Annotated in this window: 15 protein-coding genes and 2 pseudogenes; 5 read left to right on the top strand and 12 right to left on the bottom strand. The window is 72.6% G+C overall.

Annotation, left to right across the window (positions count from 1 at the left end):
• Positions 1-58 precede the first annotated feature (58 nt).
• Complete coding sequence (locus tag V6D49_RS00605) at positions 59-505, bottom strand: DUF3037 domain-containing protein (RefSeq protein ID WP_340556111.1); 447 nt, start codon at positions 503-505, stop codon at positions 59-61.
• Positions 502-1,320, bottom strand: coding sequence for a HipA family kinase (locus V6D49_RS00610; protein WP_340556112.1), 819 nt, complete (start codon positions 1,318-1,320; stop codon positions 502-504). The genes V6D49_RS00605 and V6D49_RS00610 overlap by 4 nt, the downstream gene beginning before the upstream one ends.
• A gap of 441 nt (positions 1,321-1,761) precedes the next feature.
• On the opposite strand from V6D49_RS00610, the gene V6D49_RS00615 reads away from it, so the two are divergent.
• The 4 genes and pseudogenes from V6D49_RS00615 (at position 1,762) to V6D49_RS00630 (ending at position 6,835) form a co-directional block, all read left to right on the top strand.
• Positions 1,762-2,643: a lytic polysaccharide monooxygenase auxiliary activity family 9 protein gene (locus tag V6D49_RS00615; protein ID WP_340556114.1), complete on the top strand. Its 882-nt coding sequence runs from the start codon at positions 1,762-1,764 to the stop codon at positions 2,641-2,643.
• Between the two features lie 384 nt (positions 2,644-3,027).
• On the top strand, positions 3,028-4,740 hold the full coding sequence (locus V6D49_RS00620; RefSeq protein WP_340556116.1) for an SPFH domain-containing protein: 1,713 nt from the start codon (positions 3,028-3,030) through the stop codon (positions 4,738-4,740).
• A pseudogene (locus tag V6D49_RS00625) lies at positions 4,737-6,061 on the top strand (SPFH domain-containing protein). Before V6D49_RS00620 ends, V6D49_RS00625 begins: the two are co-directional and overlap by 4 nt.
• Positions 6,062-6,262: 201 nt before the next feature.
• Positions 6,263-6,835: a MarR family winged helix-turn-helix transcriptional regulator gene (locus tag V6D49_RS00630; protein ID WP_340556118.1), complete on the top strand. Its 573-nt coding sequence runs from the start codon at positions 6,263-6,265 to the stop codon at positions 6,833-6,835.
• A 15-nt stretch (positions 6,836-6,850) separates the two neighbouring features.
• Here the strand turns inward: V6D49_RS00630 and V6D49_RS00635 are convergent, their stop codons facing one another.
• From V6D49_RS00635 to V6D49_RS00665, 7 genes and pseudogenes are all read right to left on the bottom strand, one after another.
• Positions 6,851-7,582 carry a gamma-glutamyl-gamma-aminobutyrate hydrolase family protein gene (locus tag V6D49_RS00635; RefSeq protein ID WP_340556120.1) on the bottom strand — a complete coding sequence of 244 codons (732 nt, stop codon included), beginning with the start codon at positions 7,580-7,582 and terminating at the stop codon, positions 6,851-6,853.
• Positions 7,579-9,063 (bottom strand): aldehyde dehydrogenase, encoded by a 1,485-nt coding sequence (locus V6D49_RS00640; RefSeq protein ID WP_340556122.1) that lies wholly within the window; start codon positions 9,061-9,063, stop codon positions 7,579-7,581. The genes V6D49_RS00635 and V6D49_RS00640 overlap by 4 nt, the downstream gene beginning before the upstream one ends.
• Before the next feature lie 111 nt (positions 9,064-9,174).
• Positions 9,175-9,834: a TetR/AcrR family transcriptional regulator gene (locus tag V6D49_RS00645; RefSeq protein WP_340556124.1), complete on the bottom strand. Its 660-nt coding sequence runs from the start codon at positions 9,832-9,834 to the stop codon at positions 9,175-9,177.
• 27 nt (positions 9,835-9,861) lie between these two features.
• Positions 9,862-10,707, bottom strand: coding sequence for a fumarylacetoacetate hydrolase family protein (locus tag V6D49_RS00650; protein WP_340556126.1), 846 nt, complete (start codon positions 10,705-10,707; stop codon positions 9,862-9,864).
• Positions 10,708-10,731: 24 nt separating this feature from the next.
• A complete protein-coding gene (locus V6D49_RS00655) occupies positions 10,732-11,646 on the bottom strand; it encodes a 3,4-dihydroxyphenylacetate 2,3-dioxygenase (RefSeq protein WP_340556128.1) in 915 nt (304 codons plus the stop codon).
• Complete coding sequence (locus V6D49_RS00660; protein WP_340556130.1) at positions 11,639-13,102, bottom strand: aldehyde dehydrogenase; 1,464 nt, start codon at positions 13,100-13,102, stop codon at positions 11,639-11,641. Before V6D49_RS00660 ends, V6D49_RS00655 begins: the two co-directional genes overlap by 8 nt.
• 37 nt (positions 13,103-13,139) lie before the next feature.
• A pseudogene (locus tag V6D49_RS00665) lies at positions 13,140-13,947 on the bottom strand (acetoacetate decarboxylase family protein).
• 362 nt (positions 13,948-14,309) lie between these two features.
• Here V6D49_RS00665 and V6D49_RS00670 point away from each other — a divergent pair.
• A complete protein-coding gene (locus tag V6D49_RS00670) occupies positions 14,310-15,662 on the top strand; it encodes a glutamine synthetase family protein (RefSeq protein WP_340556132.1) in 1,353 nt (450 codons plus the stop codon).
• 69 nt (positions 15,663-15,731) lie between these two features.
• Here V6D49_RS00670 and V6D49_RS00675 read toward each other — a convergent pair whose 3' ends face one another.
• The 3 genes from V6D49_RS00675 to V6D49_RS00685 are packed head-to-tail and all read right to left on the bottom strand — an operon-like array spanning position 15,732 to position 18,238.
• Positions 15,732-16,118 carry a nuclear transport factor 2 family protein gene (locus tag V6D49_RS00675; protein WP_340556134.1) on the bottom strand — a complete coding sequence of 129 codons (387 nt, stop codon included), beginning with the start codon at positions 16,116-16,118 and terminating at the stop codon, positions 15,732-15,734.
• Between the two features lie 12 nt (positions 16,119-16,130).
• Positions 16,131-17,594, bottom strand: coding sequence for an aldehyde dehydrogenase family protein (locus V6D49_RS00680; RefSeq protein WP_340556136.1), 1,464 nt, complete (start codon positions 17,592-17,594; stop codon positions 16,131-16,133).
• Positions 17,595-17,647: 53 nt separating this feature from the next.
• Complete coding sequence (locus V6D49_RS00685) at positions 17,648-18,238, bottom strand: TetR/AcrR family transcriptional regulator (protein WP_340556138.1); 591 nt, start codon at positions 18,236-18,238, stop codon at positions 17,648-17,650.
• Positions 18,239-18,243 lie beyond the last annotated feature (5 nt).

Below are 18,243 nucleotides of genomic sequence, written 5' to 3' on the forward strand. Positions count from 1 at the left end.
GGGTGAGCAACCGCTTAGTAGGTGGTGGAGGTGACGCTAGAAGCCGGACCCACCGCTGTCAACGGTCGGCCGCCCGCCGCCGCCCTTCCCGCTCAGCGACGGGACGGGGCGGGCGCACGAGCAGGTCAAGCAGGCGCTCCACCTCCGCCTCCGGATCCGAGGTCAGCCCGGTGTGGGTCGGCCCGGGCTGGACGACGGTGCTGCGCGGGGCGATGAGCCAGCGGAAGCGTCGGCCGGCGTCGTCACCCGAGGCCTGCCCCGCCTCCGTCCCGCCCCGGCAGACGTGCTCCACGGCGCGCAGCGCCGCCCGGACGCCCGGCAGGTCCACCTCCGGGTCGAGGGCCAGCAGCCGGCGCTCGTCCAGGGCCGTCCGGGCGGCCACGAAGCCGTGGGCCCGGCAGTAGACCACGACGCCCGCGTTGATCAGCTCACCGCGCTCCACCCGGGGCACGACGCGCAGCAGCGCGTACTCGAAGACGACCCGGTCGGCCGCGGCGACGCTCATCGGGCCGCCTCCGTCCGGCCGGTGAGCCACCCCGGCGCCCGCGAGGGTCCGTCGGTGCTGGGTGTCCCCACCGTGATGCGGTCGTGGAGGCCCTCGGCGCGCGAGGCCAGGACGTCGACGTAGGCCGACCGCACCTCGTCCGGACCGCCGAAGCCGGGCTCGTCCGCGAGCCACACGTCGGGCACGTCGGCGACGCAGGACGCGAGGAGGTCCCGGGTGACACGGGGCGCGAGCTCGGCCGCGGCGGCGGCGACGTCGGGCCCGAAGGGCGCGAGCGCGTGGTCGGAGGCGTCGTAGGGGCGCGTCGCCGCCGCCGCGGCGGTGGGCCAGTTGTGGTGCCAGATCATCGTGGCGCCGTGGTCGATGAGCCACAGGTCGCCGTGCCACACGAGCAGGTTGGGGTTGCGCCAGGAGCGGTCGACGTTGCCCACCAGGGCGTCGAACCACACGACCCGGCCGGCCTCGCCGGCGTCCACCCGGTAGGCCAGTGCGTCGAAACCGAGCGAACCCGGAAGGAAGTCCATGCCGAGGTTCAGGCCGCCGCTGGCCTTGAGCAGCTCCTGCACCTCCTCGTCCGGTTCGCCGAGGCCGATGACCGGGTCGAGCCACATCCCGACGAGGTCCGGCACCCGCAGGCCGAGCTCCCGGGCCAGCCGGCCGCAGACGACCTCGGCGACGAGGGTCTTGCGGCCCTGCCCGGCCCCGGTGAACTTCATGACGTAGGTGCCCAGATCGTCGGCCTCGACGATGCCGGGCAGCGATCCGCCCTCCCGCAGGGGCGTGACGTAGCGAGTCGCCACCACTTCTTCCAACACGTTCTCAGGCCACCTATCTCTTCTGCCTCAGCGTCCACGGACGACCTCTCCGGGGCGCAGAGGAAAGGATCACCGGTGGGCGGCCCCTGGGGAAAGCCGGGCGTGTCGGCCGGCGAGCCGGTCCCCCGTTCCCCGGGCCGACCGTCGATGACGCACGCGCCCCCTTGCCGCCGACCACCGGCACGCAGTGAGCATGGTAACCGAGGGTGATCACCGGAGCGGAGTGCCCGTACGCCGGGCCGGGGGCGGGCCGCCCGAGACGGGCCGTGCACCGATCGGTCCCCCGAGCGGCGAGACGGCGCTGCCGCACGAGTCTTGCCCATTGGTATGTACCAATGCAATTCTGCTGGTGCAGCTCTATCCGAACTCCCTTGCTTCGAAAGGGTGTTATCCGGACCACAGGGCCTCCCCACGGCCCGACGAACGAGAGTGAGCCCCCACATGGCTTCAGCCCGGCGCCGCATCGCCGCAGCCTCCACCGTCCTGTCCGCCGCGACCCTCCTGTCGCTGACGCCTTCCCCCGCGAGCGCCCACGGCTCCGTCTTCGACCCGGTCAGCCGGGTGAGCGCCTGCTACGCCGAAGGGCCGGAGACCCCGAAGTCCCAGGTCTGCAAGGATCTGATCGCCGACTCGGGGACCCAGCCGCTCTACGACTGGAACGAGGTGAACATCGCCAACGCCGCGGGGCGGCACCAGGAGATCATTCCCGATGGAAAGCTCTGCTCCGCGGGCCGCGAGAAGTACCGCGCCCTGGACTGGGCCAGGACCGACTGGCCGACCACCACGGTGGCCGCCGGCTCCTACGACTTCAACGTGCGGATCACCGCCCCCCACCTGGGCACGATGACGATGTACATCACCAAGGAGGGCTTCGACCCGACGAAGCCGCTGAAGTGGTCGGACCTGGACCCGACGCCGGTGGGCACGCACCCCACGAAGCGCACCACTGACAACGGCTACTACCGGTTCACCGGCGACCTCCCCGCCCGTACGGGCCGTCACATCATCTACAAGGTCTGGCAGCGCCACGACAGCCCCGAGGCGTTCTACGGCTGCTCCGACGTCGTCTTCGGGTCGGCGGGAGCCGCCGAGGCCGAGGCACCGACGGAGACCGAGATCAAGGAGGGCGCGGCCCACTCGACCGTGAGCCACCACGGGCACGGTGGCGACGAGCACAGGCCGACGATGGCCGCCACCTCGGCGCAGAGTGCCACCTCCCTGCCGTCGGCCAACGTGGCCTGGGGGGCGAGTGCCGGCCTGTTCGCCGTGAGCGCCCTGTTCTTCGGCCTCGCTCGCCGCAGGGCGGGCCGTCAGTCCGGCTGACGGGCTGACGTTCGTCGCCGATCCCCGGCCGCCGCGTGCCCGGCGGCCGGGAAGGCCCGCGCGGGCTGTGACGGGAGCCGGTCGTGCCGGGGGATTCCTCCTCCCCCCTGGCGGGACCGGCTCCCGTCACGCGTAAGGCACCCTCCGCGCCCGCCCCGCCGAGCCTCATCGCCCCACGCTGCCCCTGACGCGCAGACCGAAGCCGTGGTTAAGGAGTCCTCCGCGGCCGGTTCCAGGATTCGGCACGCACTCCGCATGGCGCCTCGCGGGCAGACGTCGGCCTCCGACGGGCGGGTGCGAGCAGAGGCGTTCAGGCGTCCCATCGTGTAGTTCTGGCCGTACGGGCAAGGCGAACACGAGAAGAGCAAGCAAGGAGGGGGAACGATGGCAGGAGCGAAGACGCAGAGCCTGCGGAGGGTGGCCTCGGCGGTGGCCTCGGGTGCTGATCCCCGGCAGGCGGCCGAAGAGGAAGCGCTGCGACGCACCGGGCGGTCGGCCGGTCGGCCGCAGAACCGGGGACGGGCCGGCCAGGAGCCGGGGAACGCCGACGAGGAGTCGTCCGTGCCGGAGGAAGGGGGCATGGACCCCGCCGACTTTCCGGCCGCGAGAGAACAGGGCGGCTCCATCGCCACGGTGATGAGGCAGAAGACCGTCTCCCTCGACGAGGCCGGCGAGGCTCTCAACCGAAGCGAACAGCAGCGTGAGGGTGGCGACCAGGTCCATGCGATCTGCCCGATGGTGCTCCCGAAGGGCCGCTCGTTCCTGAGCATGCTTCCGGTGTTGTCCCTGCTCATCCTGGGCGCTGTGGGTACTGCGGTCGTGTCCGCGATGGACGACTCCCCGCTGACCAATCCGCTGTTCGGCGTGCACTACTGGGTCATCTCCGTGGCCGCGGTCGCCTTCGTGTGGTGGCGGCAGGGCATGGTGATGGTTCCGGACGGCTGCCAGGCACTGATCACACGCTTCGGGAAGCTGGAGAAGGTCGTCGGCCCCGGCCGGGTGATCCTGATCAGCCCGTGGAAGCGGGTCTCGTACATCCTCAACACCACGCGGGAGTACCCGTTCAACGCGCCGGTGCGCGAGGCGCCGACCAAGGGCGGCGTGAAGGCCTCGATCGACCTGTTCATCCAGTTCCGGATCAGCGACGCGACGGAGTTCGTCTACACGCTGGGCGCGGTCCGCGGCTTCGAGGAGAAGCTGAGCAACGCGGTGAGCGAGACGATCCGCAGCCTCATCTACGAACAGGAGGCCGCCGGGATCTACGACCTGGTCGGCGAGGACACCGGCCGGCTCCTGGAACAGCTCAACCAGCAGTTCCGGCCCGCCGTCGAGCTGACCAACGCCAACATCACGCACGCGGAGCCGTCCGACCGCAACTACCGGATGGACCTGGCCGCCCCGGAGACGGTGCGGATGGCGAAGGAGGCGTACACCCACGAGTACGCGCTGATGCTCCGCAAGGAGCAGGACGAGGGCGACCTGAGCAGGGAGCTGGCGACCAGTCACGAGACGCTCTCCGCGATCCACGCCGACATCGCCCAGTACCAGGCCCAGATGGACACCGCCGTGGAACGCGAGACCAACCGCGCCCAGGCCCTCGCCCGCCAGCGCTACGTGCAGGCGGAATCGGAGGCGAAGGCCAACGCGGCGCTACTGGAGGCCCAGGCCCTCGACATCCGCGCGGTCACCGCCGCCGAGGCTCCGGAGATCCTCGAGTACCGCTACCAGCAGCAGATCCTCGACGCCCTTGAGCGGATCGCCGAACACCTGCCGCGCCTCGTGCGCATCGGCGGCACGGGGGAAGGCGACGGCGCCGCCGGCGTGGACTTCCTCCAGCTGGCCCGGGAGCTGGTCGGCGAGCGCGGCGAGGAGCTGTTCAGCGAGTCGGACATGACCGCCATGCGCGGGCAGCTCACCGCCATCGGCGAACGCATCACCGGACGCGAGGACGAGATCGTGGCGCTGCTCCGGGCCGAGCGGCCCACCGTGCCGTCGACCGGGAGCGGATCGCCGAAGGGCTCCTCGGCCGGCCAGGAGACCGCCGAACAGGCGACGGCGTCCGAGGTTCCCGAGTCCACCGAGGAGGCCGGTCAGTGAGTACCGCACGTGTCAACCGCAAGTCGGTCATCTCCGAGGCGGTCGCACCCTGGAGCGACATCGCCCAGCTGCTGCGCGGCGGCGAGGCGGGCACGCTGGTTCCCGTCATCATCCCCCGCCACCGGCGCAGGCTGTGGTGGATGCTGCCCCTGTGGCTGAGCCTGTTCGCGCTGCTCGCCGGTGTGACGCTGTCGCTGCGGGAGACGGACTCCGACAGCGCGGCGGACCTCGCGTACGGGGCACTCGCCGGCCTCGCCTACGGCGTCGGCGCTCTGCTCCTGATCGCCGGCGTTCTGTGGTGGTGGCGCTCCTCGATCGTCGAGATCGAACAGGTACGAACGGTGTCCTGACCCGCTACGGCGCGGTCACCCGCACCCTGGACGCGGGCCGCCACTACCTCTGGCACCCCTGGTCAAGGGTGGACTTCGTGGTCGACACGGCCACCGAGATCCCGTACTCCGCCCCGGTGATGGCCTGCCCGACGCAGGAGAACGTCCCGCTGCGGTCGATCGAGTTCTTCCTGAAGTTCCGCATCACGGACGCGGTCCGGTTCGTCCGCACGATCGGCGCGGGCAACTTCGACCTGGTCCTCTCCAGCGCCGTCCAGGACGCCATCCGCCAGCGCGCCCGCAAGATGCGCACCGAGCGGGCGTACGACCTGCGCGGCTCGGACGTGGCCGACATGCAGGAGCTGCTCAACCGCCAGCTGGAGCGCTACGGGGTACGCATCACCGGCTCCAACATCCCGGACGTCCAGCTGCCGACGCAGTACCAGCAGCACCTGGCCACCAGGGAGCGGGTCGCCAAGGAGCGTACGGCGTACGAACAGGAGTGGGGGCTGACCCGCAAGCGCCGTATCGACAGCCTCGGCATGGAGATCGAGCGGGCCAAGAAGGTGCGCGACGCGCGCGTCGTCGAGGTGAAGGCCGCCCTCAACAACGCCCGCGAACAGGTGGCCCAGCTGCTGGAGGAGCAGGAGACCAACGCCCAGCGGGTCCGCTTCGAGATCGAGACACGCGGTCGCAGCGGCCTGATCTCCGCCGAGAACGAGGCCCGCGCCCAGCGCGCCCTCGCCAGGGCCTACCGTGACAACCGCGCCGTCCTGCAGTACGAGCTGGCCCGCCGCCGCCTCGAAGTGGGCGCGGAACTGGCGTCGAAGGCACCGCAGGCCGTGGTCGTACGCACCGACGGCGGCAGCGGTGACACCTCGGCGCTCTCGACGCTGCTCGCCGCACAGCTGCTGCCGCGGATGACGGAGCCGCCCACGGCGCCGACACGGTACTTCGGGAGTGAAGCCCAGGACGGGGGGACCGACGCCTGAGGTGTGCGTCACCCCGCTCCCCTCGACCGGCGGCCGCCGGCTCTCTCGGGAGCCGGCGGCCGCGGTCTCGGACGCGGGGGCGCAACAGAGCGCGTGGCGGCGCCTTCCGGGGTGTGCGGGCGCGCTTCTAGACTGGGTGCCCGAGAGACCGGACGGCCCGGTGGGCCGCCCGTCGCAGCACAGGAGATCCAGGGAGCCCATGTGCCCGGCCGGCGTTCCATCACCGAGGCGGAGAAGCTCGCGCGGGCCCGGCTCGACGGCATGGCCGTGCGACGGGAGCAGATGGCGGCGGTGGCCAACATCCACCGTGCCGCCGCCGTCGTGCGCCACCACCTGGAGAACTCCGTCCTGCGCGGCTCGGATCTGACCTGGACGGCGTTCGTCGTGCTGTGGGTGGTGTGGGTCTGGGGCGAGTCGGAGACCCGGCGCGTCGCGGAGGAGGCGGGCATCTCCAAGGGCACCCTGACCGGTGTCTCCCGCACCCTGGAGTCGCGCGGACTCCTGCGGCGCGGGGAACACCCCACCGACGGGCGGCTCGTGCTGCTGAGCCTCACCGAGCGGGGCGAGGCGTTCATGCGGGAGGTGTTCCCCGCGTTCAACGACGAGGAGGTCTTCGTGACCGCCCGGCTGGACGACGAGGAGTGCCGGGACCTCGCTGACATGCTGCGGCGGGTCGTCCTCCAGGTGGAGGAGCACGGCGAGGAGCGCCGCGACGCGCTGCGGAACGGGGCGGAGCCCGCGCCGCGCCGCAGCGGCCGTCGCGCCAGGGGCTGAGCCCCCGCACACAGGTCAGCGGAAGACGCGGGCGGCGGCGACCAGCGCGTCGAACAGGCGCTGCTGCGCCGGGTCCGCCTCCGCCGTGTCTTCGGGATGCCACTGCACGGCCAGGAACCATCCCCGGTCCCCGGGCGCCTCGACGGCCTCGATGGTGCCGTCGGCGGCGTGCGCGGTGGCGGTCAGGCCCGCACCGAGGCGGTCGACGTGCTGGTGGTGGTAGCAGGACACCTCGGTCGTCCCGGTCCCGACGACGGCCGCGACGGCCGATCCGGGGGCGAGCCGCACCGGATGGGTGAGGTGCCGGTGCTCCCGGTCCGGGCCACCCATGTCCTGGTGCAGAGTGCCGCCGCGCGCGGTGTTCACCACCTGCAGGCCGCGGCAGACCGCCAGCAGCGGCATCCCCGCCGCGCCGGCCCGGCGGGCGACTTCGAGGTCGAACGCGTCCTGCTCGTGGTCCACGTCGTAGACGGCGTCGTGGACGGAGCCGGCCCCGTAGCGGTGCGGCGAGAGGTCCCCGCCGCCGGGCAGCAGGACGCCGTCGAACCGGGCGAGGCGGGCGGCCGTCTCGGCGGGGTCGCAGCGGCCCTCGGGTGCGTGGGGGTGAAGGGTGACGGGTTCGCCGCCCGCCCGCCAGACCGCCTCGATGAGGGCACGGGCGTTGACCTCGGCCGCGTACCGCAGGGCGGAGGTGGTGGCGGAGAAGCGGGCCGGGACGGCGATGAGGGGACGGGCGGCGCGGTTCACAGCTGGATCCAGGTGGTCTTCAGCTCGGTGTACTTCTCCAGCGCGTGGGCGGACTTGTCGCGTCCGTTGCCGGACTGCTTCATGCCGCCGAAGGGCACCGTCAGGTCGCCCTCCTCGTAGCAGTTGACCCAGACCGTTCCGGCCCGCAGGGCGCGTGCGACGCGGTGGGCGGTGGACAGGTCGGAGGTCCACAGGCCCGCGGCGAGGCCGTAGTCGGTGGCGTTGGCGAGGGCGACCGCCTCGTCGAGATCGTCGAAGGTGAGGACGGACAGGACCGGCCCGAAGACCTCCTCGCGCGCGAGGGCCGAGTCGGGGTCCACGCGGTCGAAGACGGTGGGTCGCAGGTACGTGCCTCCGGTCTCCGTCAGGGTGCGTTCACCGCCGGTCCGCAGTCGCGCCCCGGCGTCGAGGGCGGCGTGGACGTGTCCGAGCACGCGGTCGAGGTGCTCCTCACCGGCCAGTGCGCCCATCTCGGTCGAGGGGTCCAGGGGGTCGCCGACGCGCAGGGCCCGGGCCCGTTCGACGACCGCTTCCGTGACGCGTTCGGCGATGGAGGAGTGCACCAGCAGCCGGGAGGGCGCGGTGCACATCTCCCCCTGGTTGAAGAAGATCCCCCAGGCCGCCGTGGCGGCGGCGGTCTCCAGGTCGGGGGCGTCGGGCAGGATGATGTTCGGGGACTTGCCGCCCAGTTCGAGCCAGACGCGCTTGAGGTTGGAGTCGGCGGCGTAGCGCAGGTAGTGACGCCCCACGGCCGTGGAGCCGGTGAAGGCGAGCACGTCGACACCGGGGTGCAGCCCGAGGGCCCGGCCGGTGACGGGCCCTTCGCCGTTGACGACGTTGAGGACGCCGGGCGGCAGCCCCGCCTCACCGGCGATCCGGGCCAGGTGCAGGGCGGAGAGGGGGCTTCGCTCGGAGGGCTTGAGCACGACCGAGCAGCCGGCCGCCAGGGCGGGGGCGATCTTCCATCCCGCCAGCGTCAGCGGGAAGTTCCAGGGCACGACCGCGCCCACGACGCCGCCGGGTTCGCGGGTGACGAGGGCGAGCGCGTCGGGTGCGGTGTGCGGGGACGCGTCGGTGAGCTTGTCGGCCAGTTGCCCGTACCAGCGGAAGGTGGCGATCAGGGCGCGCAGCTCGACGTCGAGGGCGTCCGTGATCGGCTTGCCCATCTCCAGACTGACGGTGAGCGCGAGGTCCGCGCGCCGCTCCTCGACGAGGTCGGCGACGCGGGTGAGGACACGTCCGCGTTCGGCGGGTGCGAGCCGGGGCCAGGGGCCGTCGTCGAAGGCCCGGCGGGCGGCGGCGACGGCCCGGTCGACGTCGTCCGCACCCCCGTCGGCCACCTCGGCCAGCGGTCGCCCGTCCCGTGGCGAGACCACGGTGAACGTGCGGCCTCCCGCGTGGGCGGAACCGTCGATGAGGTGTGAGCCGTCCGGGCGGAGCGTCCCGGCCCGGCGTATCCAGACGTCGTGCGTGGCGTCCACCGTGGGCCTCCTGTCGTGGAAAAGTCGTTTCGGGTCAAACGATGTAGTCGTCGGGGTGGGCGGAGGTCCGCCCGGCACGGGCCGTGCCGAGGGTTCAGCGGTGCCCCCGGGTCAGCTCCCGGCCCGGTCCTCGGCGTCGGAGGCGTCGGAGGCGTCGGAGGCGTCGGAGGCGTCGGAGGCCAGGTTCGTCAGCAGCGACCGCAGCTCCGCCAGCGCCTCTTCGGTCACCTCCCGCTCACCGAAGACGAGCTGGTGCAGCACCAGCCCCTCCAGCGCGGCGAAGACGAGCCGGGACAGGCCCCGGTCGACCGGCCGGGACAACACCCGGGCCAGATCACGTCGCGCCGTCTCGAAGTACTCCTCGTACAGGGCGCGGAGCTGCGGCATCAGCTCCGGCCTGCGCCGGCTCTCCAGCAGCAGTTCGTACTGGAAGGCCTGGAGGTCCGGGCCGGTCACCACCAGCTCCCCCAGCTTCGCGGCGAAGTCGTCCGCCGTGCCGCCGCCGGTGCCGAGGGCGTTGACGTTCAGCGAGGAGCGGACGGCGTGGTCGACGGCCTCCTCGATCAGCGCGTCCCGGGAGCCGAAGTGGTGGACGACGAGCCCGTGGGTGACGCCCGCCTCCTCGGCGACGGCCCGGTAGGTCAGCTTGCGCAAGCCGCCCCGGGCCACCACGCGGACGGCTGCGTCCAGCAGGGCGACCCGGCCCGAACCGTAGTTGGTGATCCGCTTGCGCGGGCTGCGTTCACCGGTGGGCTCGACGGGATCGGTCATGCCGCCGACCCTACCGGCGGCCCCCGCTCAGCGCCTGGGCGGTCTGATCCCCCGGAACTCCCAGTCACCGCCGAGCGCGGTCGACAGCACCTCCTCGGACGCGGTCGGCTGCGCCCCGACGTCGGCCCGGACGGGGGTGGGGCCGGTGACGACGTGGTTGGTGAGGGTGCCCAGCCCCTCGACCTCCACCTCGACGACGTCACCGGGACGCACGGGCCGGGAGTTGGCCGGGGTGCCGGACAGCAGGACGTCGCCGGGGTACAGCGTGATGGTGCGGGCGATGTCGGCGACGAGGTAGTGCATGTCCCACGTCATCTCGTCGGTGGAGCCGTCCTGCACGGTCTCGCCGTTGACGCGGGTGCGCAGCCGCTTGCCGCGGAAGTCCCAGTCGGTGACCAGCCCGGGGCCGAGCGGGCACAGCGTGTCGGAGCCCTTGACGCGGAGCATGGACCCGGCGTCGGTGTCCCGGAAGTCGTGCAGGCCGTAGTCGTTGGCCACGGTGTAGCCGGCGATGTACTCCCCCGCGTGCTCCGGGGCGACGTTGCGGGCGGTCCTCCCGATGACGATGGCGACCTCCCCCTCGTAGTTGAGCCACGCGCAGCCCTCGGGACGGACGACCGCGCCCCGGTGGCCGTTCAGCGCCGAGGTCGGCTTGTGGAAGTAGGTGGGGGTGTCGGGCAGCCCGATGCCGAACTCCTCGACCCGGCTGCGGTGGTTGAGGTGGACGGCGATCACCTTGGAGGGGACGACCGGCGGCAGGTGGTGGGCGTCCTCGACGCGGACGCGGCGTCCGTCCCCGGCGACCAGGTCGTCGCCGTCGCGGACGGTCTCCACGGCTGCGCCGTCGAGGAGGATGCGGCGGTACTCGGGCATGGCGGAAGCCTTTCGGGAGGCGGTCTAGGCAGCGGCGGGGTCGGAGGGGCGCGGGGCGGTCCAGCCACCGGCGGGCCGGTCGAACCAGAGCAGGACCTGGCCGGTGCCCACGGAGTTCTCGTAGGCGCCGTACTGGCGCCCGGGCGCGGTGCACGCCTGCTCGCCGAGGGCCCCGGCCATCATCAGGTAGTGGAAGAACCGGGCCTCGGGCTTGTGGGTCCAGAACTCGTCCATGGTGTCGAGGACCCGGTCGTGTCGGCCCCCGGTCAGCCAGTCGATGCGCTGCTCGTCGGCCGCCCGCGCCTCGGGGGTGAAGATGTGGGACGGGTCGCTGGCCTCGTGGTCGCGCAGTTCGCGCAGCGGCCAGAACGTGTGCGAGAGCGCCCCGGAGGCGATGACCAGGACGCGGCGGCCCGGCGTGGCGGCGATGCCGTCGGCCAGGGCGCGGCCGAGCCGCAGGTGGTCCTCCATGTCCCCGGTCTGGCAGACGCCGATGGTCACCCAGCGCTTGTCGGGCAGGCCCTCCCCGAGGTACTTCCACAGGTTCAGGGTGGCGTAGTAGATCGGCAGGTACGCGTCGTCGATCGGAGTGATCCAGGTGCCGTGTCGGTCGGCGAAGGAGGCGATGTTGCGGGCGAGTTCGGGGTCGCCGGGGAAGTCGTAGGGCATGCGGGACATGCCGCGCGGCAGTTCCTCGGAGGTGAACAGCCCGGCCCGGCGCGACTGGGCCGTCACGACGAACTCGACGGTGGTGGCCCAGTGCGAGTCGAGCACGACGACCGTGTCGTAGTCGTCGCGCGCGAAGACGTCCCGGCGCAGCTCCCGCAGCCCGGTGACGAGGGTGATCTCCTTGCCCTCGTTCAGCTCCCGCCTGGTCTCCTCGGGGAGCACGATGGTGGGGACGTGGGCGAGCAGTCCCGCCCCGGTGATCTCACCCATGGTCCTGCCATCCCTTCGGAGCGGTGACGGTGTTCTTGAGGTCGCAGAAGAAGTCGAAGCTCCAGATGCCCCCCTCGCGCCCGACGCCCGAGTGGCGGGAGCCGCCGAAGGGCGCCCGGAGGTCGCGGACGAAGAAGCAGTTGACCCAGACGGTGCCGGCCACCAGCCGTGCGGTGACACGGTCGGCGCGTTCCCGGTCGCCGGTGGCCAACGTGGCGGCCAGCCCGAAGCGGGTGTCGTTGGCCAGGCGGACGGCCTCGTCCTCGGTGCTGAACGTCTGCAGGGTCAGGACGGGGCCGAACACCTCCTCCTGGACGATCTCGGAGTCCTGCCGCACCCCGGTCAGGAGGGTGGGGGCGTAGTACTGCCCCTGGCCGCGGTGGCCGCCGATGACGGCGCGCGCGCCGTCCGCGCGGGCGCGCTGGACGAAGCCGTCGATCTTCTCCAGCTGCCGGGGATGGATGGTGGGGCCGATGTCGGTGCCCTCCTCGCGCGGGTCGCCCTGCCGGAGCCCGGAGGCCTTGGCGACGAAGCGGTGCAGGAACTCCTCGGCGACGGCCTCCTCCACCAGGAGTCGGGTGGCCGCCAGGCAGACCTGGCCCGCGTTGTCGTACTGCTCGACGGCGAGGTCGACGGCCAGGTCCAGGTCGGCGTCGGCGAAGACCAGCAGCGGGGACTTACCGCCCAGTTCGAGGCTGAGCGGGGTGAGGTTCGCGGCGGCCCGCGCCGCGATGTGCCGCGCGGTCGGCACCGAGCCGGTGAAGCTGATGCGACGCACGTCGGGGTGGCCGGTGAGGGCGTCGCCGATCTCGGCCCCGTACCCCTGCACGACGTTCAGGACGCCGGGCGGGAGCCCGGCCTCGGCGGCGATGTCGGCGAGCAGGGAGGCGGTCAGCGGGGTCCACTCGGCGGGCTTGAGGACGACCGTGTTCCCGGCGGCGAGAGCCGGGGCGATCTTCCAGGTGGCGAGCATCAGCGGCGCGTTCCACGGGGTGATGAGCACGCACGGGCCGGCCGGATCCCAGGTGACGTGGTTGGCGTGGTCGCGGGTGGTGAAGTCCTCGTGCTCCAGGCCGAGGAGCTGGTCGGCGAAGAACCGGAAGTTGTGGGCGACGCGCGGCATGACGCCACGACGGTGCGAGCGCAGCAACGCGCCGTTGTCCGTCGTCTCGACGAGGGCGAGCTCCTCGGTGCGCCGCTGCACCCCGTCGGCGACGGCGTGCAGCAGCCGGGCCCGTTCCGCGCGGGGGGTGGCGGCCCAGCCGGGGAAGGCGGCCTTGGCGGCGGCCACGGCGGCGGCGGCCTCCATCGCCGTGGCCCGGGAGATCTCCCCGAGGGATGCGCCGTCGATGGGTGAGACGTCGGTGAAGGTGTCGGTGGAGGCGACGCGTTCGCCGCCGATCCAGTGCCGGGTGTCGACGGCGACCCCGGCGACGGTGGTGAGGTGTGCGCTCATGGCCTTGGGCTCCTGAGGGTCGTGCGGTGGGATGCGGTCACCGGGCGCCGGACGTGTGCGACTCCAGGAGCCGTCCGCCGTCCCACACCACGCCGACCTGCCGGTAGTAGGCGGCGATCGGCTCGCGGATCTCCAGTCGGGCCAGTTCCTCGGTGGGTGCCTCGAACAGGTCCAGTTCGGCCTCCCCCACCCAGGCCTGACCGGCCTCGAACGAGGCGGCGCCGGACTCGACCAGTTCGTCCAGGGCCAGGCCACCGCCCTTCTCGATCGAGGGCAGCCACCGGTGGTGGGCCATGGGGTGGCTGTTGACGAAGCCGTTGTGCTCGGACGGCGCGCGCAGGGTGACCACGGCCTGCGCGAGCCGCCGGTCGGCCGCGGCGAGCGTCGCGCCGAACCGGGCCCCGGCCGCGATGCGCGGGGCGGGTCCGTAGGGGTGGGGGCGGGTCTGGTGGATGGAGCCGAGCTTCTTGGGATAGCCCTGGTGCAGTCCGCGCGCGAGGGCGAAGTCCTTGTCGACCCAGATGTACACGCAGCGGGTGTAGGTCCGCCCCCGGTAGGCACAGCGGACGACCGCGAACGCCTCCTTGTACTGGGCGAGCACCGGATCGAGCAGCTTCCCGGCCCGAGGTGGAGCAGGACTGCCAGTCGGCCCAGATCAGGGCGACGGCGCCGGGGTCCTCCTCGGCGAGTTCCAGCGGGGCGGGCAGCAGTTCGCGGACGCGGGCGGGGTCGGTGCGGTACTCGACGGTCAGCAGGTCGCCGGAGTAGTGCCACGGGGGCGTGGGGATGAGCGACGAGTCACCCGTCGGGGTCTTGGGGTGGAGGAATCCACGGAGGCGGGTCACGGAGGCTCCTTGCGGGACGGGGCGGCCGGGGCGGGCTGACGGAGGCTGCGGCCCGGGGGTGACGGACGGCGGGGCACGTCGACGCGTGCGGGGTGGCCGGCGACGGCGCGAAGGCGCCTCGTCAATCGTTTGGCTCCAAACAAGATAGGAAGGAGCGCCCCCCGGGGTCAATAGCTATCCGGATGGATAAATTTCTCGGCCGTACCCCTTGTGGGACCACGGCGGCCGTCTCTACGTTGGGCACACCGAAGCCGTGCGCCGCCTCCTGCCCCGCGCAGTCCGAGGCCGCCCCCTTCTTCCATCACCCTGATCTCCCCCGGAGCCCACGGGCCTGGGGCACCCGTTTCCCCGAGGAGCCACCGGTGAGCGCAACCGACCCCGCAGCCGTCCGTCGTCGCGTGGAGCAACTGGCCGCCGAGGGCATCGACGTCGTCCGGGTGACCTATCCCGACCTCATCGGCACCGAACGGGCCCGGGACCTCCTGCTGGAGCACCTCCCGGCCGCCTGCGAGCACGGCCTGGCCTTCTGCCGCGCCGTCTACCACACGAGCCCGCAGGGCGACACGGTGCCGGTGCCCGGCGGGCTGGAGGCCGGACTGCCCGACATCTGCGTCACGCCCGACCTCGACACCCTGCGCCCGCTCCCCTGGGAGCCCGGGGTCGCCACCTGCCTCGGCGACGTCACGGACCCGGCCACCGGCCGACCCGCCCCGGAGTCCCCGCGCGAGTTGCTGCGGGCCGTTCTCGGCCGGTGCGCCGCCTACGGCCTGCACCCCGTCGTGGGGCCGGAGCTGGAGTACTACCTGTGCGACTCCGTCCCCGACGGCACCGGCTGGCGCCGCTACAGCGACGCGGCGGGCGTCATCTACACCGCCGGCCTGCGCGCGGACCCGGACAACCACCTGCTGCGCACCCTGCGGTCGCTGCGCGACACCGGCATCGGCGTCAGCGGCGGGAACCACGAGTACGACGGGGCGCAGTTCGAGATCAACCTGACCCACTCCGAAGCCGTCTCGGCGGCCGACCGCGCCTTCGCCTTCAAGGCCGCCGTCAAGGAACTCGCCCGCACGGAGGGGCGCCTGGCCACGTTCATGGCCAAGCCCTTCAACGACGCCGGCGGTTCGGGCTTCCACCTCCACCTGTCCTGCACCGACGACCGGGGCGAGAACACCTTCGCCGACCGCGCCGGGCCGTACGGGCTGTCCGCCACCGCACGTCACGCGGTGGCGGGCGTCCTCGCCCACGCACCCGCGCTGGCCGCACTGGCCAACCCGACGGTCAACTCCTACAAGCGGTTCGGGCCCGACACGCTGGCGCCCTGGCTGATCGACTGGGGCCTGGACAACCGCAGCGCCATGGTCCGCATCCCGCCCGAGCGCGACGCGGCCACCCGGTTCGAGGTGCGCCTGGGCGACGCGAGCGCCAATCCCTACCTGCTGATCGCCGGCACCATCGCCGCTGCCCTGCTCGGCATCGCGGCCGGGGAGGAGCCGCCCGCGCCTCTGGAGGGCTACGGCTACGACGCCGGGCGGGCCCCGCTCCTCCCGACGACCCTGTCGGACGCCCTGACCGCCCTGGAGGCGGACACGGCTCTGAGCGAGCTGCTCGGCAAGGACTTCACCGCCTCCTACCTGACGTACAAGCGCGACGAGATCGCCCGCTTCCGCCGCCACGTCACCGACTGGGAGTTCACCGAGTACGCCTACCACCTGTGACACACCACGGCCCGTCCCCCGTCGCTCGGCGCGACGGGGGACGGGCCGTTTCCGGTGCTGCCGGGGGTGTCAGTCGCCGTCGTGGCGGAAGAAGGTCTTCCCGGCGATCCGCCAGGTGCCGTCCGCCCGGACCAGGGAGAAGTGGTTGGTGAAGTCGTGGCCCTGGTAGCCGAACTCCTCCAGCACCGCGACGGCCACGTCGCCGCTCACCTCGACCGAGCGGATGGTGTACCGGTAGGACGGCACCCAGCGGGCCGTGTCCGTGTCGGCCGCGACCACCTCGCAGAACGCCTCGATCGGGGCGGAGACGAACTCCGGGCCCAGGTAGCCCCACATGTGGGCGTCCGGGCGGAAGGCGGCCCGGACGGCCGCCGGGTCCGCCGCGCTCACCGCCGTCACGTAGGCCTCGACGGCGGACCGGACGCCCTCGTGCGCCACCGGGTGCTGCTCACTCATCGGTTCTTCCTCTCAGGTACGGGCGGGTCGGCCGTGGTGGATCCAGACGCCCTTGGTCTCGGTGAACACCTCCAGCGCGGAGGAGCCCATCTCCCGGCCCCAGCCGCTGGATCCGAACCCGCCCCAGGGAGCCGCGGGGTCGGGTATCGGCGGCATGTTGACGAAGACCGCCCCCGCCCGGACGTCCGCCGCCAGCCGGTGCGCGGTGGACAGGTCACGCGTCCAGACGGCGGCGGCCAGGCCGTAGTGGGTGTCGTTGGCCCGGGCGGCCAGTTCGTCCTCGTCCTCGTAGGTGAGCACCGGCAGCACCGGGCCGAACACCTCCTGCCGGGCCACGGACATGGCGTCCCGGACGCCCGACAGGACGGTGGGCCGGTAGAAGTGGCCCTTCTCCAGGCCGCCGTCGGCGCGGGCTCCCCCGGTGACCAGCTCCGCGCCCTCGGCCACGCCGGCCCGCACCATGGCGTCCACCCGCCGCAGATGCTCGTCGGTCACCAGCGGCCCGAGCTGGGTGTCCGGTGCCAGACCGGGACCCAGGCGCAGGGCGTCCACGGCCGCCGCGAGCTTCTCGGTGAACTCCTCCGCCCGGTGACGGTCCACGTAGAACCGGGCGTAGGCGGCGCAGACCTGCCCGCTGTTGAGCAGTGCTCCCTGCACGTTCCCGGCGACGGCGGCGTCGATGTCGGCGTCGCGGGCGACGATGCTGGGCGCCTTGCCGCCCAGTTCCAGCGTGACGCGCTTCAGATCGCCCGCCGACGCCCGCACGATCGCCTGGCCGACCTCGGTGGATCCGGTGAAGGAGACCTTGTCGACGCGGCGGTGCTCCACGAGGGCGCGGCCGGTCGAGGGCCCGCCGGTCAGCAGGTTGACCACGCCCGGCGGGAAGCCGGCCTCCTCGCACAGGCGCACCAGCCACGCGCTCGTCAGCGGGGTCTGCTCGGCGGGCTTGAGGATCACGGTGTTGCCGCAGGCGAGGGCCGGCGCCAGCTTCCACGCCGCGATCATCAGCGGGAAGTTCCACGGGGTGATGAGCGCGCAGACGCCCACCGGTTCGCGGCGCGTGTAGTGCAGCGTGTCCGGGAAGGAGACCGGCACGACCGTCCCCTCGATCTTGGTGACCCAGCCGGCGTAGTAGCGGAAGTGCTCCGCGGCCCCGGCCACGCTGACGCCCCTGGACACCGCCAGCGGTTGACCCTGGTCGCGGGTCTCCAACTCCGCGAGCGCGGCGGCGTCACGCTCGATCAGTTCGGCGACGCGCCACAGCAGCCGGGCGCGTTCCGCCGCCGGCAGACCGGCCCACGCCGGGTCGCCGAGCGCCCGCCGCGCCGCGTCGACGGCGGCGTCGACGTCCGCGGTGCCGGCCTGGGCGCAGCGGCCCAGGGCGACGCCGGTGGCCGGATCGCAGGTGGTGAACTCCGCCCCGTCCGCGGCGGCCGTCCACTCACCTCCGATGTGGAGCTGACCTCGCACATCCATACCTGATCCTTCTGGTGAACCTCGTCATGGACCGAACGACCGCGCGGTGCGGGTCAGTCGGTGATCTTCTGCATCAACCGGTCGACGTAGGCGCGGTACTCCGGGATCAGCGCCCCGTCCGGGAACATCAGGGAGGTGACGCTGGCCCCGATGGCCACCGCGATGACCTCCTGCGCGAGGTGCGTGACCGCGGGGTCGTCGACGGACTCGTCCCCGCCCCGTGCGGCGGCGATGCGTTCGGCGAGCCGGCCGCGCCAGTCCTGCAGGTGGGCGCGGTACAGCGCGGCGAGTTCCTCGTTGGCCATCGAGTGCTCCCACAGGGCCAGCAGCACGCGCGCGGAGTCGATCCGGTACGTGTCCAGCGGCAGGGTCGCCTCGACGTCGTGACGCAGCGCCTCCCGTGGGTCGGACGGGGTCTCGTCGGCGGCGATCCGCTCGTTCATCTCCGCCAGGACGCTCTGGAAGGTGGCGGCCACGATGCTGTCCTTGCTGGGGAAGTACCGCTTCAGGGCCCCGTTGGCGTAGCCCGCCTCGGCGACGATGCTCCGCATCGTCGCCGCCTCGAAGCCACCCTGGATGATCAGCTTCTTCGCGACCGCGACGATCTCACGGCGTCGCTGGTCGTGGTCGATAATCTTCGGCATAGTCT

Origin of the sequence: Streptomyces sp. GSL17-111 (genome assembly GCF_037911585.1) — a bacterium.
Lineage (GTDB): Bacteria > Actinomycetota > Actinomycetes > Streptomycetales > Streptomycetaceae > Streptomyces.

Coding starts and splice junctions, on each gene's coding strand:
- V6D49_RS00605 (WP_340556111.1), bottom strand. CDS start 505: ATGAGCGTCGCCGCGGCCGACCGGGTCGTCTTCGAGTACGCGCTGCTG.
- V6D49_RS00615 (WP_340556114.1), top strand. CDS start 1,762: ATGGCTTCAGCCCGGCGCCGCATCGCCGCAGCCTCCACCGTCCTGTCC.
- V6D49_RS00620 (WP_340556116.1), top strand. CDS start 3,028: ATGGCAGGAGCGAAGACGCAGAGCCTGCGGAGGGTGGCCTCGGCGGTG.
- V6D49_RS00645 (WP_340556124.1), bottom strand. CDS start 9,834: ATGACCGATCCCGTCGAGCCCACCGGTGAACGCAGCCCGCGCAAGCGG.
- V6D49_RS00650 (WP_340556126.1), bottom strand. CDS start 10,707: ATGCCCGAGTACCGCCGCATCCTCCTCGACGGCGCAGCCGTGGAGACC.
- V6D49_RS00655 (WP_340556128.1), bottom strand. CDS start 11,646: ATGGGTGAGATCACCGGGGCGGGACTGCTCGCCCACGTCCCCACCATC.
- V6D49_RS00660 (WP_340556130.1), bottom strand. CDS start 13,102: ATGAGCGCACACCTCACCACCGTCGCCGGGGTCGCCGTCGACACCCGG.
- V6D49_RS00675 (WP_340556134.1), bottom strand. CDS start 16,118: ATGAGTGAGCAGCACCCGGTGGCGCACGAGGGCGTCCGGTCCGCCGTC.
- V6D49_RS00680 (WP_340556136.1), bottom strand. CDS start 17,594: ATGGATGTGCGAGGTCAGCTCCACATCGGAGGTGAGTGGACGGCCGCC.
- V6D49_RS00685 (WP_340556138.1), bottom strand. CDS start 18,238: ATGCCGAAGATTATCGACCACGACCAGCGACGCCGTGAGATCGTCGCG.